General features: G+C 74.4%; 21 protein-coding genes and 1 tRNA gene. 5 read left to right on the top strand and 17 right to left on the bottom strand.

Going from position 1 to position 25,184, the window contains the following annotated elements:
* Positions 1 to 36: 36 nt before the first annotated feature.
* Positions 37 to 621 carry a ClpP family protease gene (locus tag M8316_RS17540; protein ID WP_250056753.1) on the bottom strand — a complete coding sequence of 195 codons (585 nt, stop codon included), beginning with the start codon at positions 619 to 621 and terminating at the stop codon, positions 37 to 39.
* Positions 618 to 1,262, bottom strand: coding sequence for a ClpP family protease (locus tag M8316_RS17545; RefSeq protein WP_250056755.1), 645 nt, complete (start codon positions 1,260 to 1,262; stop codon positions 618 to 620). The genes M8316_RS17540 and M8316_RS17545 overlap by 4 nt, the downstream gene beginning before the upstream one ends.
* Positions 1,263 to 1,367: 105 nt before the next feature.
* Between M8316_RS17545 and M8316_RS17550 the strand changes: the two genes are divergently transcribed.
* Positions 1,368 to 2,264, top strand: coding sequence for a TroA family protein (locus tag M8316_RS17550; protein ID WP_250056757.1), 897 nt, complete (start codon positions 1,368 to 1,370; stop codon positions 2,262 to 2,264).
* Positions 2,265 to 2,290: 26 nt separating this feature from the next.
* Here M8316_RS17550 and M8316_RS17555 read toward each other — a convergent pair whose 3' ends face one another.
* The 3 genes from M8316_RS17555 to M8316_RS17565 form a co-directional block, all read right to left on the bottom strand.
* Entirely contained in the window at positions 2,291 to 4,408 is a 2,118-nt protein-coding gene (locus tag M8316_RS17555; protein WP_250056759.1) for a vWA domain-containing protein, read from the bottom strand.
* Positions 4,401 to 5,813: a magnesium chelatase ATPase subunit I gene (locus M8316_RS17560; RefSeq protein ID WP_250056761.1), complete on the bottom strand. Its 1,413-nt coding sequence runs from the start codon at positions 5,811 to 5,813 to the stop codon at positions 4,401 to 4,403. Before M8316_RS17560 ends, M8316_RS17555 begins: the two co-directional genes overlap by 8 nt.
* Positions 5,814 to 6,071: 258 nt before the next feature.
* On the bottom strand, positions 6,072 to 6,989 hold the full coding sequence (locus M8316_RS17565; protein ID WP_250056763.1) for a universal stress protein: 918 nt from the start codon (positions 6,987 to 6,989) through the stop codon (positions 6,072 to 6,074).
* Positions 6,990 to 7,122: 133 nt separating this feature from the next.
* Here M8316_RS17565 and M8316_RS17570 point away from each other — a divergent pair, with 133 nt between their 5' ends.
* From M8316_RS17570 to M8316_RS17580, 3 genes are all read left to right on the top strand, one after another.
* On the top strand, positions 7,123 to 7,524 hold the full coding sequence (locus tag M8316_RS17570; RefSeq protein WP_250056765.1) for a YchJ family protein: 402 nt from the start codon (positions 7,123 to 7,125) through the stop codon (positions 7,522 to 7,524).
* Between the two features lie 167 nt (positions 7,525 to 7,691).
* Positions 7,692 to 8,138 (top strand): pyridoxamine 5'-phosphate oxidase family protein, encoded by a 447-nt coding sequence (locus tag M8316_RS17575; protein ID WP_250056767.1) that lies wholly within the window; start codon positions 7,692 to 7,694, stop codon positions 8,136 to 8,138.
* A gap of 56 nt (positions 8,139 to 8,194) precedes the next feature.
* Entirely contained in the window at positions 8,195 to 9,769 is a 1,575-nt protein-coding gene (locus M8316_RS17580; protein WP_250056769.1) for a GAF domain-containing sensor histidine kinase, read from the top strand.
* A gap of 386 nt (positions 9,770 to 10,155) precedes the next feature.
* Here M8316_RS17580 and M8316_RS17585 read toward each other — a convergent pair whose 3' ends face one another.
* The 5 genes from M8316_RS17585 to M8316_RS17605 form a co-directional block, all read right to left on the bottom strand.
* Positions 10,156 to 10,833, bottom strand: coding sequence for a response regulator (locus tag M8316_RS17585; RefSeq protein ID WP_250056771.1), 678 nt, complete (start codon positions 10,831 to 10,833; stop codon positions 10,156 to 10,158).
* Positions 10,823 to 14,311: a thiol reductant ABC exporter subunit CydD gene (gene cydD, locus M8316_RS17590; protein ID WP_250056774.1), complete on the bottom strand. Its 3,489-nt coding sequence runs from the start codon at positions 14,309 to 14,311 to the stop codon at positions 10,823 to 10,825. The genes M8316_RS17585 and cydD overlap by 11 nt, the downstream gene beginning before the upstream one ends.
* The gene (gene cydB, locus M8316_RS17595; protein ID WP_250056776.1) at positions 14,308 to 15,342 is read right to left on the bottom strand and encodes a cytochrome d ubiquinol oxidase subunit II; all 1,035 of its coding nucleotides are present in this window, start codon (positions 15,340 to 15,342) and stop codon (positions 14,308 to 14,310) included. The genes cydD and cydB overlap by 4 nt, the downstream gene beginning before the upstream one ends.
* Positions 15,343 to 15,373: 31 nt before the next feature.
* Positions 15,374 to 16,825: a cytochrome ubiquinol oxidase subunit I gene (locus tag M8316_RS17600; RefSeq protein ID WP_250056777.1), complete on the bottom strand. Its 1,452-nt coding sequence runs from the start codon at positions 16,823 to 16,825 to the stop codon at positions 15,374 to 15,376.
* A 364-nt stretch (positions 16,826 to 17,189) separates the two neighbouring features.
* Positions 17,190 to 18,041 carry a hypothetical protein gene (locus M8316_RS17605; protein ID WP_250056779.1) on the bottom strand — a complete coding sequence of 284 codons (852 nt, stop codon included), beginning with the start codon at positions 18,039 to 18,041 and terminating at the stop codon, positions 17,190 to 17,192.
* Positions 18,042 to 18,243: 202 nt separating this feature from the next.
* Here M8316_RS17605 and M8316_RS17610 point away from each other — a divergent pair, with 202 nt between their 5' ends.
* Complete coding sequence (locus tag M8316_RS17610; RefSeq protein WP_250056781.1) at positions 18,244 to 19,317, top strand: SGNH/GDSL hydrolase family protein; 1,074 nt, start codon at positions 18,244 to 18,246, stop codon at positions 19,315 to 19,317.
* A gap of 109 nt (positions 19,318 to 19,426) precedes the next feature.
* On the opposite strand, the gene M8316_RS17615 is transcribed toward M8316_RS17610, so the two are convergent.
* From M8316_RS17615 to eno, 7 genes are all read right to left on the bottom strand, one after another.
* Positions 19,427 to 20,284, bottom strand: a complete 858-nt coding sequence (locus M8316_RS17615; protein ID WP_250056783.1) for a Bax inhibitor-1/YccA family protein — start codon at positions 20,282 to 20,284, stop codon at positions 19,427 to 19,429.
* Positions 20,285 to 20,638: 354 nt separating this feature from the next.
* Positions 20,639 to 20,711, bottom strand: a tRNA-Leu gene (locus tag M8316_RS17620).
* A 70-nt stretch (positions 20,712 to 20,781) separates the two neighbouring features.
* Positions 20,782 to 21,549, bottom strand: a complete 768-nt coding sequence (locus M8316_RS17625; RefSeq protein ID WP_250056785.1) for a uracil-DNA glycosylase — start codon at positions 21,547 to 21,549, stop codon at positions 20,782 to 20,784.
* Positions 21,550 to 21,562: 13 nt separating this feature from the next.
* Entirely contained in the window at positions 21,563 to 22,495 is a 933-nt protein-coding gene (locus tag M8316_RS17630; protein ID WP_250056787.1) for a Ppx/GppA phosphatase family protein, read from the bottom strand.
* Positions 22,486 to 22,989 carry a DUF501 domain-containing protein gene (locus M8316_RS17635; RefSeq protein WP_250056895.1) on the bottom strand — a complete coding sequence of 168 codons (504 nt, stop codon included), beginning with the start codon at positions 22,987 to 22,989 and terminating at the stop codon, positions 22,486 to 22,488. Before M8316_RS17635 ends, M8316_RS17630 begins: the two co-directional genes overlap by 10 nt.
* A gap of 58 nt (positions 22,990 to 23,047) precedes the next feature.
* Positions 23,048 to 23,728, bottom strand: coding sequence for an FtsB family cell division protein (locus M8316_RS17640; RefSeq protein ID WP_250056789.1), 681 nt, complete (start codon positions 23,726 to 23,728; stop codon positions 23,048 to 23,050).
* Between the two features lie 14 nt (positions 23,729 to 23,742).
* Positions 23,743 to 25,020, bottom strand: coding sequence for a phosphopyruvate hydratase (gene eno, locus M8316_RS17645; protein WP_250056792.1), 1,278 nt, complete (start codon positions 25,018 to 25,020; stop codon positions 23,743 to 23,745).
* Positions 25,021 to 25,184: the final 164 nt, after the last annotated feature.

The raw sequence follows: 25,184 nt of genomic DNA on the forward strand, positions 1-25,184 counted from the left end.
ACCGGAAGCGCCGCGGCCTCGGGGTCGGCAACGGCCTCAGCGGGTGGAGATCACCCGGTCCGCCAGGCCGTAGGCGACGATGTCGTCGGCGCGCAGCACCCGGTCCCGGTCGGTGTCGCGCCGCAGCTGCTCGACGTCGCGCCCGGTGTGCAGGCTGAGCGCCTGCTCCAGCTCCTCGCGCACCGCCAGCACCTCGTCGGCGGCGAGGATGAGGTCGGGGATCGCGCCTCGTCCCTGTGCGGAGGGCTGGTGCAGCAGCACCCGCGCGTGCGGCAGGACCGCCCGGTTGCCCGGCTCACCCGCGGCCAGCAGCAGGGCCGTCGGCGAGAACGCCTGACCCACGCACGTGGTCGTGACCGGCGAGCGGCAGTAGCGGATCGTGTCGTAGAGCGCGAAGGTCGCGGTGATCGAGCCGCCCGCGGAGTTGAGGTAGAGGTGGATCGGCTCGTCGGGCCGGTCCGCCTCCAGGTGCAGGATCTGGGCGATCAGGGCGTTGGCCACGCCGTCGTCCACCTCGGTGCCGAGGTAGACCACGCGCTCCTCCAGCAGCCGGCTGTACACGTCGAGCACCCGGTCGCCGCGGGGACCCTTGCTGACGACGTTCGGCAGGACGTAGCTCATCGCGCGCCTCCCGCGGGAGCCGCGCCCAGGAGCCCCAGCCCGGATCGGCGGGGCGTCGGGAGGGCTGCGGAGAGGTCGGTCAGGACGGCGTCCGCGAACCCGTACTCGACGGCCTCGGCGGCCTCGAAGGTCCGGTCGCGCAGGGAGTCCTCGAAGACCCGCTCGCGGGTCTGGCCGGTGCGCTCGGCGATGACGCCGAGCACCGTCTCGCGCATCCGCCGCAGGTCGTCGGCCTGCAGCTCGATGTCGGGCGCCATGCCGCCGATGCCGGCCGAGCCCTGGTGCAGCAGCACCTTGCCGTGCGGCAGCACGTACCGCTTGCCGGGGGTGCCGCAGCACAGCAGGAACTGCCCGGCCGAGTACGACATGCCCAACCCGAGGGTCACGACGTCGTTGGGCACGAGGTCGATGAGGTCGGCGATGGCCAGCATCGCGGAGACCGAACCTCCCGGGGAGTGGACCCACAGGGCGATGTCGCTCTCGGGGTCCTGGGCGGAGAGCAGGGCGAGCTGGGCCATCAGCTGGGCCCCGTTGCCGTCGTCGAGGGGTGCGTCGAGGAGCAGCACGCGGTGCGCGAGCAGCTCCTCGGCGGTGCGGGAGGCCAGGGCCGGGGCCGTGGCGACAGGGGGTGCGTCGGTCATGGCTCCACGCTCGCCTCGCCGGGTGCCGGGCTCCAGGCGGCTCTGCCGTGGGCGTACCCGTTCTGCTGTGGGCCTCCCGTGTCGACCCCCTCTAGGGTCGAGCGCGTGCGCGTGGTCTCCCTGCTCCCCTCGACGACCGAGATCTGCTTCGCGCTCGGCGCGGGCGAGGACGTGGTCGGGGTGACGTTCGAGTGCGACCACCCCGCGCAGGCGCGGACGCGTCGCGTCGTCTCCTCCACCTCGATGCCGCAGGGCCTGGACCCGGCCGGGATCGACGCCTGGGTGCGCGAGGCCACCGCCGCGGGCGAGGACCTCTACCACCTGGACGCCGGGGCCCTGGCCGACCTGGACGCGGGGGCCGGGGACCTGGTCGTGCTCACCCAGGACCTCTGCGCGGTCTGCGCCCTCGACGTCGGCACCGTCGACGAGGCGCTGGCCCACCTCGGCTGCCGCGCCGAGGTCGTCTCCTACGACCCGCACACGCTGGCCGACGTGCGCGACGGGGTGCTCACCATCGCGGCGCGGCTCGACCCCGGCGGTCGCTACCTGGACGCCGGCAGCGCGCTGGCGGCCTCGTTCGACCCCGTCCTCGCAGCACTGGCGGCAGCGGACGCCGAGTCGCCCGCGCAGCGCGAGGCGCGCCCCCGGGTGCTGGTGCTGGAGTGGACCGACCCGCCGTTCGCGCCGGGGCACTGGCTGCCGGAGATGGTGCTCGCGGCGGGCGGGGAGCCGCTCCTGGGCCGCCGTGGGCAGCGCTCGGTGCCCACCACGTGGGAGGACGTGGCCGGGTGCCGCCCGGACCTCGTGGTGGTCGCGCCCTGCGGCTTCGACCGGGCCGGGGCGCAGCAGCAGGCGGACGCGCTGGTGGCCGCCGGGCGGTTGCCGGCCGGCGTCCCCGTGCACGCAGTGGACGCCGACGGGTGCTGGGCCCGCCCCGGGCCGCGGGTGCTGGACGGCATCGCCGACCTGGCCGCGCGGCTCGCGCTGATCTCAGGGCGCTGACAGCGCCGGGGGCTGTGGCCGGCCGCTCAGTCCGCCCAGAAGCCGCGGCCCCAGCCGAGGTCGCCGGCGCCCCACGCCCCGCCGGCACCCCAGCGACCGCCGCCCGGACCGCCGCCCGTGCGGCCGCCGAGGTAGGAGCCGACGACGGCGGCGCCGAGGTCGTCCAGCTCCGGGGCGACCACCCGTCCGTCGACCCGGTTCGCCATCTGGTCGATGAACCGGGCCAGGCCCGGGTCCTCGCCGAGCCGGAAGAACGTGGTCTGCGCCCCGAGGCGTCGGGCGTTGTCGAGCTCGCGCACGGAGTAGGCGATGGTCAGCGGGTGCGGCGGGTAGGCGAACCAGGCCTCGCCGTCGGGCTCGAGGTGGGCCGTCGGCTCGCCGTCGGTGACCACCAGCAGCACCGGCTGGGCGTTGGGGTGCTTGCGGAAGTGCCGGTTCGCCAGGAGCAGGGCGTGGTGCAGGTTGGTGCCCTTCTCGTACTCGGGCTCCAGCGCGGTGAGCTGCTCGATCTCGGTGGTGGCCGCGTGCCGGCCGAAGGTGATGAGCTGCAGGTCGTCGCCACGGAACCGGGAGGCGATCAGCGTCTGCAGCGCCAGCGCCGTGCGCTTCATCGGCACCCAGCGGCCGTCCATGGCCATCGAGAAGGACGTGTCCACGCACAGCGCCACGGCCGCCTGGGTCCTCGCCTCGGTCTCCTGGACCTCGACGTCGTCGATCTTCAGGCGGACCCGGGGCCTCGACGTGCGCTCGCCGGCGCTCGCTGCTCGACCACCGGGAGCCCCACGCTCACCGGCCTCGCGGACGATGGCGTTGGTGAGGCTGCGGGTGACGTCCCAGGGCTCGGTGTCGCCGAACGCCCAGGGCCGGGTGCCACCGGTCCGGTCGCCGGCGGCGCCGGCCGCGCGCATGTCGCGCTGGCCGGAGCGGTCGCTCATCCGCTGGGCCACGTCGCGCAGCAGCTCCTTGCCGAGCTGGCGCATCGCCTTCGGGGTCAGCCGCAGCTGACCGTCCGAGCCGCGCTCGAGGGTGCCGGTGCGCTGCAGCGCCTTCTCCAGCTCCGCCAGCGTCCGGGCGTCGACGGCCGCCGCGTCGCCGAGCTGGCGGCGCAGGGCCTCGAGGTCGACGTCGTCCATCTGGGCGCCGCCGTAGCCCTGCGAGAGCTGCTCCGAGAGCGCGTCCAGCTCGGCGAGGTCCTGGAAGACGCCGGTGCCGTCGCCGAGGCCCAGCCCCTGTGTCGAACCCTGGCCGCCCTCGCCCATCTGCTCCGAGCCGCCCCAGTCCTCGCCGGGCCGCAGGCCCTGGAGGTTGGCGTCGAGCTGGGCCAGCGCGTCCATGAGGGCGGGCGAGCCGAAGGCGGCGGCCGAGAGCTCCATCAGCTCCTGGCGCTGCTCGGGCGACATCGAGTTCATCATCCGCTGCGCGGCGGCGGCGCGGGCGGCCATCGCGTCGAGCAGCTCGTCGAGGTCGCGCGGGTTCTCGGGGAAGAACTCGCCGTGCTTGTCCATGAAGTCGGCGAAGTCCTGAGGGGTGTCCTCCCCGGCGGCCCGCTTCTGGAGCAGGTCGTTGAGGTCACCGACCATCTCCTGCACGGCCGCCCGGTCGGCGTCCGTGGCGTTCTCCAGCGCCTGCTTCATGCCGGCGAACCGCTGGTCGAGCATCTCGCGCCCCAGCAGGTCCTTGATCTGCTCGAAGGTCTCGCGTGCGTCCTGGCTCGCCCAGTCGTAGGAGGAGAGCTCGCTGACGGCGGCCGAGGGCGACGGGGAGAGGTTGTCCAGCTGCATCTCGCGGAACGCGCGGTCGTCGTCGTCCATCATCGCGTCGCGCGCGAGCTGCTTGCGCTCCTCGAGCACGGCGGAGTCCAGCAGCTCGCGGACCTCGCGCATGGTGCCGTCGAGGTTGTGCTTGCTGAGCAGCTCGCGCTTCTTGTCGGCGACCTGGCGGGCCAGGTCGTCCAGGCCCTTCTGGGAGCGCCCGCCGCGGCGCAGGAACTCCTGCATGGCCCGCTCGGGGCTGTAGCCGGCCATGACGTCCTCGCCGATGGCGTCCAGCGCCTCGCGGACGTCGACGGGCGGGGCCAGCGGGTCTGGCCCGCCGGTGTAGCGGCCGTACCGGGAGGCACGTCGCTGGCTCCAGACATCAGCCATAGACGGTCTCCCCCTCGCCGGACTCCTTGCTGACCCGCCGCGCCAGGTAGAGGCCCTCCAGCGCCAGCTCGATGGCGGCGGCGCGCTCGCCGTCGGTGGTGGCCTCGGCGGCGTCGCAGACCTGGTCGTAGAGGTCGGACTCCCCCAGCACCGGCAGGCCGGAGAGGAAGTCGATCGCGGTGACCTGCTCGCCGGTGGTGACCATGACGCCGGACTCCAGCCGGTCCACCAGCAGGGAGAAGTCGAGGCCGCGGAAGAGCGAGCGCACCGTGTCGTGGGTGGCGCTGCGCAGCAGGTGGGCGAGGATCTCCGCCTCGCGGCCCTCCTCGCCGGACTCGAACTCGATCTTGCCGCCGAGCACGTCCACGGCCGTCTCCAGGTCGACGACGCGGGCGACCGCGTGCTCCTCGCCCTGGACGGTGGCCCGGTGCAGGGCCGCGGCGGCGATGGTCTCGGCACCGGCGATGGCGAAGCGGGCCGAGACGCCGGAGCGCTGGTCGACCGCGGAGGACTCGCGCAGGTTGCGGGTGAACCGCGCGAGGATCTCCAGCAGGTGCGAGGGGACGTCGGCGACCAGCTCGGCCTCCTGCCGGATCACCGCCACCTCGTCGGTCAGCTCCAGCGGGTAGTGGGTGCGGATCTCGGCACCGAACCGGTCCTTGAGCGGGGTGATGATGCGGCCGCGGTTGGTGTAGTCCTCCGGGTTCGCGCTGGCCATGACCAGCACGTCGAGGGGAAGGCGCAGCACGTAGCCGCGGATCTGGATGTCGCGCTCCTCCATCACGTTCAGCATCGCGACCTGGATGCGCTCGGCCAGGTCGGGGAGCTCGTTGATGGCGACGATGCCGCGGTGGCTGCGCGGGATGAGCCCGAAGTGGATGGTCTCCGGGTCGCCCAGCGAGCGGCCCTCGGCGACCTTCATCGGGTCGACGTCGCCGATGAGGTCGGCCACCGAGGTGTCGGGCGTGGCCAGCTTCTCGGCGTAGCGCTCGGAGCGGTGCACCCACACGACCGGCAGGTCATCGCCCAGCTCCTCGGCGCGCCGCAGGGTCACCGGGGTGATCGGCTCGTAGGGGTGCTCGCCCAGCTCGGAGCCCTCGACGGCCGGCGTCCACTCGTCCAGGAGGCCGACCATCGTGCGCAGGAGGCGGGTCTTGCCCTGGCCCCGCTCGCCCAGCAGGACGACGTCGTGGCCGGCGATGAGCGCCCGCTCCAGCTGCGGCACCACGGTGCCGTCGAACCCGTGCAGCCCGGGCCACGGGTCGCGGCCCTCGCGCAGGGCGGAGAGGAGGTTGTCGCGCAGCTCGGTGCGCAGCGGCTTGAGCACGTGCCCGGAGGCGCGCAGCTCGCCGAGGGTGGAGATCGAGGGGGCGGGGCTGCTGGTGACGGAGGTCGGGGAGCTCACGTCGGCCACGCTACGCCGGGGCTCCACAGCCGCACAGGGGCTCAGGCACGGCTCGTGCCCCAGCGGGCCCGGCACCGGGAGAGTGGCGCCGGGCCCGGGTGCGCCCCTCCCCCTGGTGCCGTCGGCCGCACGGGGCGGCGGCGGGCGAGGTCCCTCACGAGGGGCGGCACCGGACGCCGGCGGGCCGGGCGCTCGACCGGCGCCGCCGTCGTCCTGCTCTGGTCGTGGTGGTGGGTGGCTGGCTGGGTGCCGGACCGGTCAGCCCGGCACCACCATCACGGCGCCCTCCGCGTGCTCGAGGACGGCGAGGGAGACCGACCCGAGGACCACGCTGTCGATCAGGCCGGTGCGCCGGTGGCCGACGACCACCAGGTCGCGACCGCGCGCCGCCCGCAGCACCTCCTCGTCCGGCAGGCCGCCCACCAGGGCGGTGCCGACCGGGACGTCGGGGTGCTTCTCCGCCAGCCCGGCCACCGAGCCGGCCACCATGGCCGCGACGTCGGCGACCGTCGGGTCGTGGACGTCCATCTTCTGGCCCGAGGCACCCCGGTCCCACGGCAGGCAGTGCAGCACCGTGAGCGGAAGTCCTCGTGCGGCGGCCTGCTCGAACGCGACCTCGGCGGCCGGGCGCGAGCGCTCGGTGCCGTCGACCGCCACGAGCACGCCACGCGGGTGCTCGGCGTCGACCGGCTCGGTGCGCGGCCGCAGCACCACCACGGGGCAGGCGGCGTGCCGCGCGAGCGAGGCGGAGACGGAGCCCAGGACCAGCGACTTCACCGGCCCGAGCCCGCGCGAGCCCACCACGATCATGTGCGCCTCGCGGGAGAGGGCGAGCATGAGGGAGCGCGGGTCCTCACCGTGGACGACGCGGTGGACCTCGACGCTCGGGGACACCTCCGCGACGGTCGCCTCGGCGTCGTCCAGCAGGCCCTCGGCGGCCTTGCGGACCTCCTCCTCGATGGGCCCGGGGTCGATCCCGGCCTGGGCCAGCCAGACGTTGCTGACCGGCTTCCACGCGCTCACCAGGCAGATCGGACGGCGGGTGAGGACCGCCTGCCCGGTCGCCCAGGCGAGCGCGTCGGCGGCGGCCTCCGAGCCGTCGACACCGACGACGATGGCGCCGGCGGCCAGCTCGGAGACCGGGGTGCTGAGGTGCTCGTGGCCTGTGGTGTTCATGCCTCCAGTGTGGTCCGGACCGGGCCCGGCTCCCATGGACCTAAGACCCCTCTTGACGCGCCCTCCCGCCGTCGTCGGCCCGCCGGGTGGGTCCGGGGTCCGCGCCCCCGGGGCCTGCTCCTAGGCTGGTCCGGTGATCTCCGGCGGTGGCCCCTGCCCCTGCGGCACCGGCCGCACCTACGACGACTGCTGCGGCCCGCTGCACCGCGGCGCCGCACGCGCCACGGGCCCCGAGCAGCTGATGCGCAGCCGCTACACGGCGTTCGCCCTCGGCCACGCCGACCACCTGTTCCGCACCTGGCACCCCCGGACGAGGCCGCGTGACCCGGCCGCGCTGGAGCCGGACCCGGCCACCACGTGGACCGGCCTGGAGGTGCACGGCGCGGGCACCACCGGCGAGGGCGCCGACGCCGAGGGCTGGGTGGAGTTCACGGCGCGGTACTCCGCCGCGTCCGGGCCCGGGAGCCTGCACGAGCGCAGCCGCTTCGTGGTGCGCGCCGGGCACTGGGTCTACCTCGACGGCGTGCACGACTGATCGCCCGTGCCCGGGCCGGCCGGCGGCGCGCCGGAGCGGCCCGGAGCGGCCCGGAACCAAGCGCCATGGTCCCCGCGCCCGGGGACCATCGGCCCCTGTGTCGCCGTGGCGGCGCGACGACCATGGAACGGTCCAGCCACGAACCCGAAGACCCCAGGGGAGGAACAGTGCTCCAGTCGATCGAGCTGTCCCTGTCCGAGAGCGAGGCTCTCCTCCGCGCCGGCTCCACCGGTCGGATCGCCATCTCGACGCCGGAGGGACCGCACATCATCCCGGTCAACTACTCCCTCGTCGCCGACCGCGTCGTCGTCCGCACGAGCCCGTACTCGCTGCTGGGCACGCACGCCTCCGGCACGGTGCTGGCCTTCGAGACCGACCACTTCGACCACCAGCAGCAGCGCGGCTGGAGCGTGCTGGTGCGCGGCCGCGGCGAGGTGATCACCGACCCCGCGACGCTCCAGGCGATCCGGCAGGTCTGGCCGCCGCGTCCCTGGGCCGCCGGCAACCGCAACCTGCACGTCGGCATCCGGCTCACCGAGATCACCGGACGCCGGCTCGGCGACGGGTGGGACGTCATGGAGACCCTCGACGGTCACACGGCCCGCGCCGTCTGACGTCGCCCGCGCGCCGTCCGGCCCCGCGGAGCCCGGCGATGGGTGAGACTGGGCGCGTGCCCCACCGCCGCAAAGAGCTCACCGGTCACGCCCACGCCCTGCTGGACGCGGTCGTCGCGATCTCCAGCGACCTCGACCTGGCCAGCGTGCTCCAGCGGATCGTCCGCGCCGCCTGCGAGCTGACCAACGCCGGCTACGGCGCGATCGGCGTCGTCGGCGCCGACGGGGAGATCAGCGAGTTCCTGGTGCACGGCATGGACGCCGAGACCCAGGCCGCCATCGGCGCGCCTCCGCGCGGACGCGGCATCCTCGGCCTGCTGATCAAGGACCCGCGGCCGCTGCGGCTGCACGACCTCAACGTGCACGCCGCGTCCTACGGCTTCCCGGCGAACCACCCGCCGATGGAGACGTTCCTCGGGGTGCCCGTCCGCATCCGCGGGACCATCTTCGGCAACCTCTACCTCACCGAGAAGGACGGCGGCGAGGACTTCACCGAGACCGACGTGATGCTCGTCGAGGCGCTGGCCTCGGCCGCCGGCTTCGTCATCGAGAACGCCCGAGCCTACACCCTCGGCGAGCGGCGACGGCAATGGCTCCAGGCCGCCGCCGAGCTCGTCGACGAGCTCCAGCCGCCGCTGCAGCACGACGAGGCGCTGCGGCGCGTCGCCCGCGCCGCCAGCCACGTCGTCCGGGCCCGCGGCACCGCGGTGGTGCACGCCGAGGACGACCCGGCCGAGGCCGCGGACACCGCGGTCATCGCGACCGTCGACGACGAGGAGGCGCTGCGCGTCGAGCTGCTGGCGCTGCTCCAGTCGGTGCAGGGCCCCGTGGAGGACCCGCAGGAGTGCCGGGTCGGCGCGATCCGTGCCCTCGTCGTGCCGCTGCGCTCGCACCTGACGGGGGCGGCGCTGCTGATCACGTTCTTCGACGAGCACACCCACGCCCTGGAGGCCGAGGAGCGCGAGCTGCTGATCTCCTTCGCCGACCAGGCCGCGCTCGCACTCGACCGCGCGCAGGCCATGAGCGACCGTGCCCAGCTGGCCGTCATCGGCGACCGCGAGCGGATCGCCCGCGACCTGCACGACACCGTCATCCAGCGGCTCTTCGCTACCGGGCTGCACCTCCAGGGGGCCTCCATGGGCACCGACGACCCGGTGCTCGCGGAGCGGATCGGCAAGGCCGTCGACGACCTGGACCACACCATCCGCGACATCCGCGGCACCATCTTCGAGCTCACCAGCGACGGCCAGGCCTCCCTCAAGACCCGCACCCGCACCCTCGCCCGCGAGTACGCCCGCCTGCTCGGCCACAACCCCGAGGTCACCATCGAGGGGCCGGTCGACACCGCGGTCTCGCCCGAGGTCGCCGAGCAGGTCGTCCCCGTGCTGCGCGAGGCCCTCTCCAACGTCTCCCGCCACGCCAAGGCGTCGCGCACCAGCGTGCTGCTGCACTGCGCCGACGGCCTCCTCGTGCTCGAGGTCGCGGACGACGGCGTCGGGCCCGGCACCCCCGACCACGAGAGCGGCCTGCGCAACGCCCGCACCCGCTCCGTCGACCTCGGCGGCAGCTTCGACCTGCTCCCCCGCGACCCCCAGGGCACGGTGTTCCGCTGGACGGTGCCGCTCGGTTGATTGGTCGGCTCCGCCGCAGCGGTGGTCGAGGTGCGAGGCCGGCCACGGCCGAGCCTCGAGACCGCCGCACCCGCCCCGGGGCTCGCACCACGTCCAGGTGCGGGGATCTCGAGGCTCGTCGCCGGGGCTCCTCACACCTCGATCACCGGCCGCGGCGCGCGCGAACGCTTCACGCGTCCGGAAAGCACGATCCCCAGAGGCACAGGGGGATGTGCCTCTGGGGACCAGTCAGCAGAGGGGCATGAAGCGTTCGCGCGCGACGCCTGTTCTACAGCGAGGATGGCGAGGTGCCGACCGCGAGCCTGCGAGCGTCGGTGCCGAGAGCTCCGAGCGCAGAACAGGGGTATAAGCGCGCGAACATGTCGCCGGAGGCGACCATCCCATGCCTACTTCGGCTTGCCGTCCGGCCCCAGCAGCTTGGACGCGAGGACGGCGGCCTGGGTGCGGCGCTCGAGGCCGAGCTTGGCGAGGATCGAGGAGACGTAGTTCTTCACGGTCTTCTCCGCGAGGAACATCCGCTCGCCGATCTGGCGGTTGGTCAGGCCCTCGGCGATCAGCGCGAGGAGCTTGAGCTCCTGCTCGGTGAGGTTGGCCAGCTCGGGGGCGGTGGCGGGGCCGTTGCGCACCCGGTCGAGCACCCGGGCGGTGAGCGCGGGGTCGATGAGGGAGTTGCCGTCGGCGACCTGGCGGATGGCGCCGACGAGGTCCATGCCGCGCACGTCCTTGAGGACGTACCCGGACGCGCCGGCCATGATCGCGGCGAACAGCGCCTCGTCGTCGTCGTAGGAGGTGAGGATGAGGGCGCGGATGTCGGGGTCGACGGCGCGCACGGTGCGGCAGACCTCGATGCCGGAGCCGTCGGGCAGCCGGGCGTCGAGCACGGCGACATCGGGCTTGAGTGCGGGGATGCGGTGGGCCGCCTCCTCGGCGAGGCCGGACTCGCCGATGACGTCGATCATGCCGGTGCCCTCGAGCAGGCTCCGCAGGCCCTGTCGGACCACCTCGTGGTCGTCGAGCAGGAAGACGGTGATCTTCTTGCCACCGGCCTGGGGACTAACGGACATGCGGCAGCTCCTCTGCGTCTGGCCGACCCGGCTCGTCCGGGTCATCGCCGGCGTCGCCCGTACGGGCAGCGAACGCTCCTAGATTTATCACTTCGTCCACGAGATCGAGCCCAGCGGAGCCGTGCGTCACCCAGATGACGGTGCGCCGTGCGCCGCTCTCCCCCAGCACCTCGTGGGCCAGGTCGTCGGCGGTGGCCTCGTCGAGGTGCGCGGTCGGCTCGTCGAGCACGAGCACGTCGGGGTCGGCGAGCAGCACCCGGGCGATCGCGAGGCGCGCCCGCTCACCACCCGAGACCGACGCGTGGCCGTCGCCGACCCAGGTGCCGAGCCCCGCGGGCAGGGCGTCGAGCCAGGGGCCGAGCCGGGCGGCGCGCAGCGCGGCCTCGACCTCGGCGTCCGAGCATCCGGGCCGGGCGAGGCGGACGTTCTCGGCGACGGTGGAGGCGAACACGTGCGGGTCGTCGTCGACGAGCCCGACCCGGCCGCGCACGTCGGCGAGCGGCAGGCGGTCGAGCTCGGCGCCACCGAGGCGGACGCTGCCGCGCCGGGGGTCGAGGAACCGCAGCAGCAGCGCCACGAGGGTGGACTTGCCGCAGCCCGAGGGTCCGACGACGGCGACCCGACCGCCGGGGGCGACGTCGAGGTCGAGGCCCGCGAAGGCCCGTGTGCCCTCCCAGCCGGCGGTGACGTCGCGCAGGGCCACGTCGTTGCCGCGCGGCTCGGGGCCGAGTATCCGCGGCTCGGTGACGGCGGGCTCCATGTCGGCCAGGGCCTCCAGGCGCGCGCGGGCGGCGGCCGTCCTCGCGGAGAGGGCGCCCGCGTCGGCGAGCGGGACGGCGACGTCCGTCATCGCCAGCGGCATGAGGATCACCAGGGCCGCGAGCGGCCCGCTGAGGTCACCGGCGGCGACCAGCGGGGCGAGGACGACGGCGACGAGCGCGACGGCTGCGCCGGTGAGCGCGAGGACGACGGCGCGCCCGGCGCCCCACCAGGTGGTGGAACGGCCGGTGGCGGCCCCGAGCCGGTCGCTGGCGGCTCCGACGGCGTCGGCGGCCCGGTCGACGGCCTGCCACATGGTCAGCTCCTCGCCCAGCGCGGCCGCGGCGACGACCTCCTCGGAGAGCGCGGCCCGCAGCGCGACGGCCTCGGCCTCGGCGCGGGCGGCGCCCAGGCGAGCCAGGTACCAGGCCGCGAGCCCGGCGAGCAGGCAGTAGCCGCCCACCACGAGCCCGGCCACCGGCGCGAGCAGCGTGGACACGAGGGTGGCGAGCACGGCGACGAGGACGAACCCGCGCAGCGGCATCAGCACCCGCAGCTCGTGGTCGAGCTCGGAGTCGACGTCGTCGACGACCGAGGCCAGCAGGTCGCCCCTGCGACGCCCCAGCCGGCCGGGCACGAGCGGCACCAGGGAGCGCCACACGGCCACGCGGCGCTCGGCGAGCATCCGCAGCACCACGTCGTGGGAGAGCAGCCGCTCGGCGTAGCGCAGCACGGGGCGGCCGATGCCGAAGGTGCGCACACCGACGATGGCGACCATCAGGGTCAGCACGGGCGGCATGAGGGAGGCCTGGACGATGAGCCAGCCGGACGTGGCGGTCAGCGCCACCCCGGAGGCCGAGGACAGCGCCCCCACGAGGGTCGCCAGCGCGAGGCGTCCGCGCCCCGCCAGCAGCGGGGTGTCGTCGGCGTCCTCGGGGCGCAGCACCCGCGGTGCGGGCCCGGTGGCCCGGTCGGCGGTGGGCCCGGTGGTCGACTCTCCGGTCGGCCCGGTGGTCGGCTCTGCGGTCGGCACCGGGGTCGGCCCCGGGGTCGGCAGGGCGAGCGTGACCACGTGGTCGGCGACCTCCACGAGCGCGGGGCGGTGCGCGACCACGACCACGGCGCGGGTGCGCGCGAGGGCGACCAGCGTGTCGGTGACGACCTGCTCGGTGAGGACGTCCAGGTGGGCGGTGGGCTCGTCCAGCAGCACCCACGGCCTGTCGGCGACGACCACCCGGGCGAGAGCCAGACGGGCGCGCTCCCCGGCGGAGAGCGTGCTGCCGTCCTCCCCCAGCCAGGTGTCCAGCCCGAGCGGCAGGTCGCGGACCCGCTCCTCCAGGGCGACCTGGGCCAGCGCGGCCCACAGGTCGGCCTCGGGGGCGTCGGGTCGGCCGAGGCGGAGGTTGTCGGCCAGCGTCCCGGCGACGAACCCGGGGCGCTGCGGCAGCCAGGCGACGTCCGCCTGCCACGCCGCCAGCGCGGCCCCGGTCAGGGGCTCCCCGCCCCGCAGGACCCGGCCCTGCGTGGCCGGCAGCAGGCCGGCGACGACCGCGAGCAGCGTGGACTTGCCGCAGCCCGACGGCCCGGTCAGGGCGGTGAGGCCCGTGCCGGGCAGGGCGGCGTGGACGTCGTCCAGCGCCGGGACGGTGCGGCCGGCGCGCAGCACGGTGATGCCGTCGACGGTGATCGGTGCGGCCGGGTCGGTGGTCGGCCTCGGTCTCGCGACGGTCGCAGCGCGACCTCCTCGACCAGCGGCATCGCCGCCGGGGGCGTCCAGCAGCGCCGAGACCTCCTCGATGGTCGCGACGCCCTCGGCGGCGGCGTGGAACTCGGCACCGACGCGGCGCAGCGGCCAGTAGGCCTCGGGCGCCAGCAGCAGCACGACGAGGGCGGTGCCCAGGTCGAGGTCTCCCTCGGCCAGGCGCAGGCCGACGGTGACGGCGACGAGCGCCACGGACAGGGTGGCGACGAGCTCGAGGACGCCCGAGGAGAGGAACGCGATGCGCAGCGTGTCCATCGTGCGCGCCCGGTAGCCGTCGGTGGCGCGGCGGATCACCGCGGTCTGGGCGTCCGCGCGGCGGTAGGCGACCAGCGTGGGCAGCCCGCGGACGACGTCCAGGAAGTGCCCCGACAGGGCGCTCATCGAGCGCCACTGGGCGTCGGCCCGGTCGCGCGTGGCGAGGCCGACGAGGGCACCGAAGACGGGGATGAGCGGCATGGTCGCGACGACCACGACGGCGCTCATGAGGTCCTGGGAGGCGATGGCCAGCACGGTGAGGGCGGGCAGGACGCCGGCGAGCACCAGCGCGGGCACGTACCGGGTCAGGTACGGCTCGAGGGCGGTCACGCCGCGGGTCACCAGCACGGAGCGGTGGCCGCTGGAGGCGTCCTGCTCATCCCCACCGGCAGGGACGGCGAGCACGCGGCCCACGAGCCGGCGGCGGATCTCGCCGCCGACCCGCGTGGCCGCGGTGGCGGTGAGCCGGTCGGTGCCCCAGCCGGTCAGGCCGCGGCCGAGCAGCAGCAGGGCGACGGCGAGGGCCCACCGGGTGACGGCGGGCGAGGAGAGGTCCTCGACGGCGGCGACGACGAGGCCGGTGACGGCGAAGGCCTGCCCGATGACGAGCAGCGCGGAGAGGGTCTGGAGGACGACCACGCCCGCCAGCGGGCCCCTGGCGGGGGCCAGCCGGCGGGCGAGGCGAGGATCGGTGGGCCTCACGCGGCGCTTCCGCTGCCGGCCAGGGTCTCCTCCGGGATGTGCTGCACGGAGATGCGCTTGCGGAAGACCCAGTAGCTCCAGGCCTGGTAGGCCAGCACGATCGGGGTGAAGACCACCGCGACCACGGTCATCACCGTCAGCGTGTAGCTGGTGGCGGCCGCGTTGGTGGTGGTCAGGCTGTAGGCGGCGTCGATCGAGGACGGCATCACGTCGGGGAAGAGGGCCAGGAACAGGCCCGCGACGCCGGCGGCGATGGTGACGAAGGTGCCGAGGAAGGCCCAGCCCTCGCGGCCGACGGCCGCCGCGGCGATGCCCCCGACCAGGCACAGGGCGGCGACGACGAACGCGACCGCCGAGGCGACCGAGCCGGTCATCACCTGGGTCCAGAGCAGGAACGCCACGGCGATGACGGCGGCGCCGATGCCGGTGCGCACGGCCAGCGCCCGGGCTCGGTGCCGGATGTCGCCGTCGGTCTTGAGGGCCACGTACATGGCACCGTGGGTGAGGAACAGCGTCAGCGTCATCAGGCCGCCGAGCAGGGCGTAGGGGTTGAGCAGGTTGAAGAAGCCGCCGGTGTACTCCAGGTGCCCGTTCAGCTCCTCGATCGGCACGCCGCGCAGGATGTTGGCGAACGCGACGCCCCACAGCAGCGCCGGCACGACGGAGCCGATGATCAGCGCCAGGTCCCAGTTGCGGCGCCAGGCCGCGTCGGCGCGCTTGTGCCGGTACTCGAAGGCCAGCCCGCGCACGATCAGGCCCACCAGGATCAGCAGCAGCGGGAGGTAGAAGCCGCTGAACAGGGTGGCGTACCACTCGGGGAAGGCGGCGAAGGTGGCGCCGCCGGCGACGAGGACCCAGACCTCGTTGCCGTCCCACACGGGCCCGATCGTGTTGATCAGGACGCGCTTCTCCCGCTCGTCGCGAGCGAGGACGGGCAGCAGCATGCCGACCCCGAAGTCGAAGCCCTCGAGGGCGAAGTAGCCGATCCACAGGACGGCGATCAGGGTGAACCAGACGGTGGTGAGCTCCATGACTCTCTTCTGTCTCTCTCGTCCCGGGCGATCAGTAGGCGAAGGCCAGCGGGCGGTCGGGGTCGTGGTCGTCGTCGCGGACCACCGGCTCGGCGAAGTCGTCCGCGCCGTGGGCGATCGCCGAGAACATCAGCTTCAGCTCGACGACGGCGAGGACGCCGTAGAGCAGCGTGAAGACGATGAGGGAGGTGAGCACCTCGCCCGCGCTCACGGTCGGCGAGACCGCGTTGTCGACGGTCATCAGGCCGAACACGGCCCAGGGCTGGCGTCCGACCTCGGTGAAGATCCAGCCGAAGGAGTTGGCGAACAGGGGGCCCAGCGGCGCCGCCCAGGCCACGAGCAGCCAGCGTCGGCTGGTCACCGTGCGGTCACCGCGCAGCGCGACGAGCACCGCCAACGAGGCCAGGATGCCGAGGAAGCCCAGGCCCATCATCAGCCGGAAGGACCAGTAGGTCAGTCCCTCGATCGGGGTGTAGTCCTCGGCGTAGCTGACGGCCTCGGTGTCCTGCCCGTACTCGAGGACGTACTCCTCGCTGAGCGGGTTGATGCCCTCGACCTCGCCGTCGAAGGAGCCGGTGGCCAGGAAGGAGAGCAGGTTCGGGGTGGTGACGGCGAACTTCTCCTCGGTGCCGTCGAGGCTGCCGATGGTCAGCCAGGAGAACCCGGCGGGCTGCTCGGTCTCGTACAGCGCCTCGGCGGCCGCCATCTTCATCGGCTGGACCTCGGTCATGATCTTCGCCTGCGCGTCGCCGGAGACGATGACGCCGGCCGAGGCGATCAGCATGACCCAGGCGGCGGTCTTGGCGCCGGTGCGGTACAGCGCCTGCTCGGAGGCCTCGGCCCGGCGGCGGCCGCGCACGAGCTGCCAGACCGAGACGCCCACGACGAAGCCGGCCGCGGTCATGTACGCCGAGAGCAGCACGTGCGGGAACGTCACCAGCTGGACCTCGTTGGTGAGCACCGCGAAGAAGTCGGTGAGCTCGGCACGCCCGGTCTCCGGGTTGTACTCGTAGCCGACCGGGTGCTGCATGAAGGAGTTCGCCGCGAGGATGAAGTACGCGGAGAACACCGTGCCCAGGTGCGCCAGCCAGATCGTGGCCAGGTGCGCCTTCTTGGGCAGCCGGTCCCAGCCGAAGATCCACAGGCCGAGGAAGGTCGACTCCAGGAAGAAGGCGAGCAGGCCCTCCACCGCCAGCGGGGCGCCGAAGATGTCACCGACGAAGCGGGAGTAGTCCGACCAGTTCATCCCGAACTGGAACTCCTGCACGATGCCGGTGACGACGCCGATCGCGAAGTTGATCAGGAAGAGCTTGCCGAAGAACTTCGTGAGGCGGAGCCACTTCTCCTGGCCCGTGCGCACCCAGGCGGTCTGGTAGCCGGCGACGATCGCCGACAGACCGATGGTGATCGGCACGAACAGGAAGTGGTACACGGTGGTGATGGCGAACTGCCATCGGGCAATGTCGAGTGCGCTGAGGTCCACGCGTCGATCGTGCTGCCGCGCCACCCCGCTGTCTGCCGCCGAGTTTCGTGCCGTGGGGGGACCTAGGTCCGACCCGAGGCAGACCAGTGGCCGTCCCCGTCGGGAGGGCCCTCCGAGGGCGCAGGAGCAGCGCGCGACCGGTGCGCGCGTCCCGGCCGCGGGGACCTCGGCGGCCCTCCCGCGCTGCGCCGCAGGTCAGCGGCCCCCGGCACGCCCACCGCGGCGTCCGGTGCGGTCCGGTGGGGAGGCCGCCGCTGGACCTCGCGCCGGGGGACCTCCGACCCGGGCAGCGCGACGGACCGGACCGACCCGGTCTGGTGTGACTCGGCGCACAGCCTCGTCCCTGCGGGATCGGCGGTGCGGCTCAGCCGACGAGGCGCCCCGCGAGCAGGCCGAGCACGGTGCGGTGGGCGTCGTCGGCGCCGGCACCGGTGAGCAGCCGCACGACCAGCGCGCGCAGCAGGTCGGCGCGGGTCTCCTCGCGGGAGGCCAGCTCGTCGAGGTGGGGGGCGGGCGCCCCGAGGTCGAGGACGAGGTCGAGCACCGCGGTCGCCTCGGCGAACGGGGCCGGCCGCCAGGTCGGCTCGATCGCGGTCACGAACGGCGCCCCCAGGGCCTCCAGGTGGACGTTGCCTGCCAGCGCGGCGTGCACCAGCTGCTGCGGGCGCGGGTCGGGGCCTGCCGAGAGCAGTGCGAGCGCGGCCAGCGCCTCCTGCGCCAGGCGCACCGCCGGCACGCCGACGCAGGTGGTCTTCGCAAGGCGCTCGACGAGCGCGTCGGTGAGCGGCCGCTCCCCGAACGCCACGGCCTCGGCCAGGCCGCGCGGGTCCTCGCGCTCCACCAGCGCGGACGGCGGCGTGCGCACCGCGACGTCCAGCAGCGCGTGCAGCAGCCGACCGGCACCGAGCACCACGGCGACGTCCCCGCAGACCTCCGTGCCCGGCTCGTGCCGGGCCGCGCTCCACCCGTCGACCACCCAGGAGCCGTCGCGCGCCGGGACGGGCAGCCCCAGGCGCAGGTCGCGGTGGCCGCGGCCGGGGGCCTCGTCCAGGCGGACGGCGAGGCGCGCCTGCACCGGCGAGACGGCGCCCACGAGCGCGGCGTCGCGGCCGGGCCGCAGTGCCAGGTCACCTGCGCGGACGGTGCCGGTCCCGGGCACGGCGACGGCTCCGCCGGGCACGGCGAAGAGGTCGAGGACGCGGGGAGGGACGAGCACCGGACCACGCTATCGCCCGCGCTCGCTGCACGCCCGTGCGCCGACCACCCGAACGGGGGGACGCCGCACGTGAGCCGCGGCACGTCGCGACACCCCGGTGGGCACCTGCGCCGCAGGTGAGGGGCCTGCGGACGGGTCGGCGACCCGCCGACCCCCGCCGGGGCGACCCGGGTGGTCGCCGGGGCTCCCTACAATCGCGGCCGTGGGAAAGGCAGCAGCGGCACGCAAGCTGGCGTCCGCCGCCGCGTACGGCGGAGGCGGACTGTCGGTGCTCGGCGCTGCCCTCTACGGCGTCCTCGCCACCGAGGCGCGCCTCGCCAAGCAGGCGGTCGGCCCGATCCGCGAGGAGCCGCCGCCGGACCCGACCGGCTGGTACGGCCGCGGGCGTCCGGGCCCGGCGCTCACGATGGTGCTGCTGGGTGACTCCAGCGCCGCCGGCTACGGCGTGGACCGCCCCGAGCAGACCCCGGGCGGCCTGCTGGCCTCCGGCGTCAGCGAGACCGCCGACCGACGCCTCTACCTGCGTGACCTCGCGGTGGTCGGCGCCCGGTCCTCCGACCTGGCCGACCAGATCGACCAGGCGCTGCCGCTGGAGCCCGACGTCGCCGTCGTCCTGATCGGCGCCAACGACGTCACGCACCTGGTGCCGCCGTCCGCCTCCGTGCGCTACCTCTCCGAGGGCGTGCGCCGCCTCGAGGACGCCGGCTGCGCGGTCGTCGTCGCCACGTGCCCCGACCTGGGCTCGGTGAAGCCGATCGCCTCCCCGCTGAAGGAGGTCGCGCGGTCGTGGTCGCGGCGGCTGGCCGCCGCCCAGACCATCGCGGTCGTCGAGGAGGGCGGCCGCACCGTGTCCGTGGGCTCGATCCTCGGCCCGGAGTTCGCCGCCGAGCCGACCGTGCTGTTCGGGCCCGACAAGTTCCACCCCTCGGTGGAGGGCTACCGACGGCTCGCCACGGTGCTGCTGCCCTCCGCCCTGGCCGCCTTCGGCCTCGCCGAGGACGAGGGCGACCGCCTGGAGTCCCAGCGCGGCGAGGGCGTCCTGCCGGTCACCGACGCGGCCCTGCGGGCCGTGCGCACCCCGGGCACCGAGGTCGACGGCACCGAGATCGGCGGCAACCGCCGAGGCGTCCGCGGCCTGTGGGTGGAGCTGCGGCACCGCCGCCGGCGCACCGACGTCGAGGGCGAGGCCCCCGAGGAGCTCGAGGAGCGGGACGTCCCCGCGCACGACGGCACGGCCGTCGAGGCCGGGTCCGGCACCGGCACAGGCACCGACTGACGGGCCGCGAACGCACGTGGGCCCCGGGCGATGCCCGGGGCCCACGTTCTCGTCCGTGACCCCGCGGTGCTGCGTGAGCCCGCGGGGCCGCGGAGGGGTCTGGGGTGGCTCAGTCCTGGTTGAAGAACGCCAGGATGCGCAGCAGGTTGGTGTAGATCCAGACCAGGCTGACGGTCATCGCGAAGGCGGCGATCCAGGAGTCGCGCTCGGGCAGGCGGTTGGCGATGCCCTGCTCGACGAAGTCGAAGTCCATGATCAGCATGAACACGCCGAGCACGAGGCCGGCGACGGCGGTGATCATGCCGATGCCGGTGACGCCGAAGAGGCCGATGTTGAAGCCGAACAGGCTCATCACCAGCGAGACCAGGGACAGGCCGACCATGCCGAAGACGGCGGCCATCACACCGCGGCGGAACTTGTCGCCCACCTTGATGTTGAGGAACTTGTAGGCGGCCAGGGTGCCGGCGAACGCGGCGAAGGTGCCGAACACGGCGCCCGAGACCACGCCGTCACCGAACTGGGCGTCGAAGATCTTCGAGATGGCGCCGAGCGCCACGCCCTCGAGCGCGGCGAAGGCGAGCACCAGCGCGGGGCTGACGACCTTCTTGAAGGAGTTGACCATGGACAGCGCGAAGGCACCGAGCGAGCCGATGGTCGCCGCGGCCATGAGCGCGCTGATGTCGGCGCCGGGCACGACGTCGGGGGTCAGCACCCACGTCGCGATCGCGGTGAGGATGACGACGCCGAGGCTGATGCCGGTCTTCTGGACGACCGAGTCGATCGTCATCCGGCCCTGGTCGGGGGTGGTCGTGTAGCCGGTGGTCTCACCGGGCACGCCGACGCCCCACGTCGAGGGGTCGGAGCCGTAGCCGCTGGTGGTGCCGTTGCCGGCGTAGGTCTGGTTCGCGTAGGCGCCGGAGCGGTTGAACTCACCGGAGCGCCGGAACACCGGGTTGTTGCTCTGCATGGTTGGTCTCTCCTCGGAGGCCGGGTAGGGCCAGTCGTGGTCCTGGGGCGAGAAGCCTAGAGAAGCTCTCACCAGGTGCCAACGTCCGAGGCGGGTGAGTCGTTCCCGCAGGAGACGCAGAGGAAGTCGCAGAGGAAGTCGCAGAGGCGGGGGGGACCCGGGGACGTCCACGCAGTGGGGTCCCCGGGCCCGTGGGGGCCGGGACCATGACGACGGGCGTCACGATCCCGGGCTGCCGTCCTCCCCCAAGAACGACAGCACGACCACTGTCGCCGAACCGGCGTGAAGACCGCGGGGGCGATCGGCGCGGACCGGTGAAGGGGCCGTGAAGATCCCCGGCAAGGGATGGCGGTGTGCCCCCGGTGGGACTCGAACCCACACTGTGCCGCTTTTAAGGCGGCTTCCTCTGCCGTTGGGATACGGGGGCCGCGACCCCGTGCGGCCCGTGCTACCCCGGGGGCCGTCGGGCGTCCGTCGCGCATTGTGCCAAGCGGGGCTCAGGTCGGCCCGGCCAGGTCTCCCCCACCCGCACCCGTGGCACCCAGGTCCCGCGCGCGGCCCAGGACCTCCTCGAGCATCGGTGCCGTGAGGCGCCGGGTGGCGGTGTTGTGCCGGCTCGGGTGGTAGCTGCCCATGAGGGTGACCGCGTCCCCCTCGGGCCCCGCTCCGCCCAGCGCGGAGGACGAGGCGTCGAGCCGTGCCTGCGCCCCGTGACCGAAGCGCGGCCGCGGGCGCGGCACGACGACCCCGGCGCGGGCCAGCGCCCCCAGGGCCGCACCCCAGCCGATCGCGCCCAGCGCGACCACCACGCGGACGCGCGCCCCGACGAGGGCCAGCTCCTCGTCGAGCCAGGGGGCACAGGTCGCGCGTTCCTGGGGCGTCGGCTTGTTCGCGGGTGGCGCGCACCGCACCGGGGCGCAGAGGCGGAACCCGGTCAGCTCCTGGCCGTCGTCCGCGCTGGTGGCGGTGGGCAGGCGGGCGACGCCGACGGCGTGCAGGGCGGCGAAGAGCCAGTCGCCCGAGGGGTCGCCGGTGAACATGCGGCCGGTCCGGTTGGCACCGTGGGCGGCGGGTGCCAGGCCGACGACGAGCACCGTCGGCTCGGGGTCGCCGAAGCCCGGCACGGGCCGGCCCCAGTAGGTCTCGTCGGCGAACGCGGCGCGCTTCTCCCGCGCCACCTGCTCGCGCCACGACACCAGCCGTGGGCAGGCCCGGCACTCGACGACGCGTCGGTCGAGGGCGGCGAGCGCGTCGAGGTCGGTCACGGCGGTGGCGCCCTCAGCGCAGGGCGAGGTCCCAGGCGATGCCGTCGAGGATGTCGGACTCGCTCACGACCAGGCGGGTGGCGCTGGTGCGGGCCAGGACCCGGGAGACGATGATCGCGCCGGCGCCGATGACGTCGGCCCGGCCCGGATGCATCCAGCCCAGCGCCCGCCGCTGCTCGGCGCTCTGCCCGACGATGGTGTCGCAGTGGGCGTGCACGTCGGTGACGGCCAGGTCGCACTGGTCGATGGCGTCGCGGTCGTAGCGGTCCAGGCCGAGCACGCCGGCCGCCAGCGTCGTCACGGTGCCGGCGACGCCGACCACGCCCCGGGCTGCGGCCACGGCGTCGCGGACGGCGGGGTCGCACGCGTCCAGCGCGGCGTCCACCGCGGCCACGCAGGCGTCGACCTCGGCCGGGGTCGGCGGGTCCGTGGGCAGGCAGCGCTCGGTGAGGCGCACCGATCCGATGTCCATCGACTCCGAGACGTCCACCGTGTCGCCCCGGCCCACGATCAGCTCGGTGGAGCCGCCGCCGACGTCGAAGACGAGTGTCGGCTCGGCCGGCGGGGTGCGCAGGGCGCGCACCGCCCCGGCGTAGGACAGCGCGGCCTCCTCGGAGCCGGTCAGCACCTCCGGCGCGGTGCCGAAGCGGTCCAGCACCCCCGCGGTGAAGACGTCGGCGTTCGCGGCGTCCCGGCTCGCGGACGTGGCGCAGAACCGCGCCCGGTCGACGCCGCCGACCTTCTCGACGAGGGCCGAGAGCTCCTCGACGGCGGCGAAGGCACGCGCCATGGCGGCCTCGGAGATCCGGCCGGTGGCGTCCACGCCCTCCCCGAGCCGGATCATCCGGAACTCCCGCACCAGCTCGGTGGGGGTGCCGTCGTCGGCGAGCTCGAGGACGAGCAGCTTGATGGTGTTGGTGCCGCAGTCGACCGCCGCTACACGCACGGGCCGGCCTCCCACCAGGCGCCCAGGGCCTCGACGACCTCGTCGCCCAGCGGGTTCACGCCCGGGCCCTCGGCCAGCGCCTGGCCGGCGAGGACGTGCAGGCACTTGACCCGGTCGGGCATGCCACCGGCGGAGATCCCGGCGATCTCGGGGACGTCGGCCCCGACCTCGGCGCCGATCGCCTCCCGCACGGCCAGGTAGCGCTCGTGGGCGGCGCGGTAGGCCGCGGCCAGCTCCTCGTCCTCGCCGAGACGCTCGGTCATCTCCTTCATCAGCCCGCCGCCCTCGAGCGTGCCGATGCGGGACGCCGCCCGGGGGCAGGTCAGGTAGAACGTCGTGGGGAACGGCGTGCCGGTGGGCAGCCGCGGCTCAGTGGCCACCACCGCGGGGTTGCCGCACGGGCAGCGGTGGGCCACGCCGTAGGTGCCGCGGGCCTCCCGGCCCAGCTGGCGCTGGACGGCGGCCGCGTCGGCCTCGGAGAAGCCACGCTCCACGCCGTGCCCGGCGGGGCCGGCGTCCGGCCCGGCGGGGCTCTCGGGGGTCTCGCTCACGTCAGTTCCCGTCCTTCTCGGTCGACCCGTCGATCTCGGTCGCCGGTGTGCTCTGCTGCTCGGCCGAGGGGTCCCCGGCCAGGACGACGGAGGCCCACGCGTCCTCCCAGAAGCCGGGGTCGTCCTCGGCCACGACCTCGTCGGGGTCGGTCAGCTCGTTGTCCTGCTCCAGGGGCTCGCCGTCCTCGTCGAGCACGACGTAGGAGGTCTCCCCCGGCATCACGTAGCCCAGCTCGCGGGCCTGCTGCACCACGTAGGCCTCGTCCGACCAGCGCTCCTTCTCCTCGGCCAGGTCCGCGATGGCGGACTCGCGGTCGGCGATCTCGGCCTGGAGGGCGTCGATCTCCGAGCGCTGCTGGAGGTAGGCGCGGGCCGAGGAGGCGTAGGAGACCACCAGGACCCCCACGACCAGCAGCAGCACGAGCGCCCGCCCGGTCAGCCGTGGGCGGCGCGGCCCGCCGCCGGCCGCCACGGGGACGGGGCGGCGCACCGAGCCCGGCCCGCCCGCCGTCGTCCGGGGGCGTGCCTGGGCGCCACGGCCCTGCTCGGCGGTCTGCCCCGCGCCGTCGGGGGCCACGGACCCCGCGGAGGCGCGGGACGGGCCCCGGCCGGATCGGCCGGGGCCCGTGCGGCCACGGGGGCCCGAGGAGCGCGAGGTGGTGCGTCGCTGGCTGTCGGGCATGCCCCTAGGGTCGCTCAGCCCTGGTACCGCGGGAACGCCGACACACCGGCGTAGCGCGCGGCGTCACCGAGCTCGTCCTCGATGCGCAGGAGCTGGTTGTACTTCGCGACGCGCTCGGAGCGGGCCGGGGCACCGGTCTTGATCTGGCCGCAGTCGGTGGCGACGGCCAGGTCGGCGATGGTGACGTCCTCGGTCTCGCCCGAGCGGTGGCTCATCATGCAGCGGAAGCCGTTGCGGTGGGCCAGCTCGACGGAGTCCAGCGTCTCGGTCAGGGAGCCGATCTGGTTGACCTTCACGAGCAGCGCGTTGGCCTGGCCGCCCTCGATGCCGCGCTGGAGCCGCTCGACGTTGGTGACGAACAGGTCGTCGCCGACGAGCTGGACCTTGTCGCCGAGCTGGTCGGTGATGGTCTTCCAGCCGTCCCAGTCCTCCTCGTCCAGCGGGTCCTCGATGGAGACGATCGGGTAGGCGTCGGCGAGCTCGCCGTAGTAGGCGCTCATCTCGGCGGCGGTCTTCTTCTCGCCCTCGAAGGTGTAGAAGCCGTCCTCGTAGAACTCCGAGGCGGCGACGTCCAGCGCCAGCACGACGTCCTTGCCGAGCTCGTAGCCCGCCTTGGCGACGGCCTCGCCGATCAGGTCGAGCGCGGCGCGGTTGGACTCCAGGTTCGGGGCGAAGCCGCCCTCGTCGCCCAGGCCGGTGGCCAGGCCGCGCTGCTTCAGCACGCCCTTGAGGGCGTGGTAGACCTCGGCGCCGCAGCGCAGGGCCTCGGCGAAGGTCGCGGCGCCGACCGGCGCGATCATGAACTCCTGGATGTCGACGTTGGAGTCCGCGTGGGAGCCGCCGTTGAGGATGTTCATCATCGGCACCGGGAGCACGTGGGCGTTCGGGCCGCCGACGTAGCGGTACAGCGGGAGGCCGGCGGACTCGGCGGCGGCCTTCGCGACGGCCAGCGAGACGCCGAGGATGGCGTTGGCGCCGAGCGAACCCTTGTTGGCGGTGCCGTCGGCGGCCAGCATGGCGGAGTCGACGAGGCGCTGGTCGTCGGCGTCGAGGCCCTCGATGGCGGGGCCCAGGGTGTCGACGACGGCCGCGACGGCCTGCTGCACGCCCTTGCCGAGGTAACGGTCGCCACCGTCACGCAGCTCGACGGCCTCGAACTGGCCGGTGGAGGCGCCCGAGGGAACGGCGGCACGCGCGAACGTGCCGTCCTCGAGGAGCACCTCGACCTCGACGGTGGGGTTGCCGCGCGAGTCGAGGATCTCGCGGGCGGCGACAGCTTCGATGGATGCCACGTTGCTCTCCTGAGGAGGAAGACGTCTAGGGGACGCGCCCACCCTAGTCCGCCGCTCACCGGCGCCGACGCGGCCCGGACCGTGGTGGACACCGCAGTTGCGTGGGCCACTCCCCGCTCACCCGCCGACGTCCATGCCCGTACCCCTGCCCGTACCCCTGTCTG

This window comes from Nocardioides bruguierae, assembly GCF_023554635.1.
Classification (GTDB): Bacteria; Actinomycetota; Actinomycetes; order Propionibacteriales; family Nocardioidaceae; genus Nocardioides; species Nocardioides bruguierae.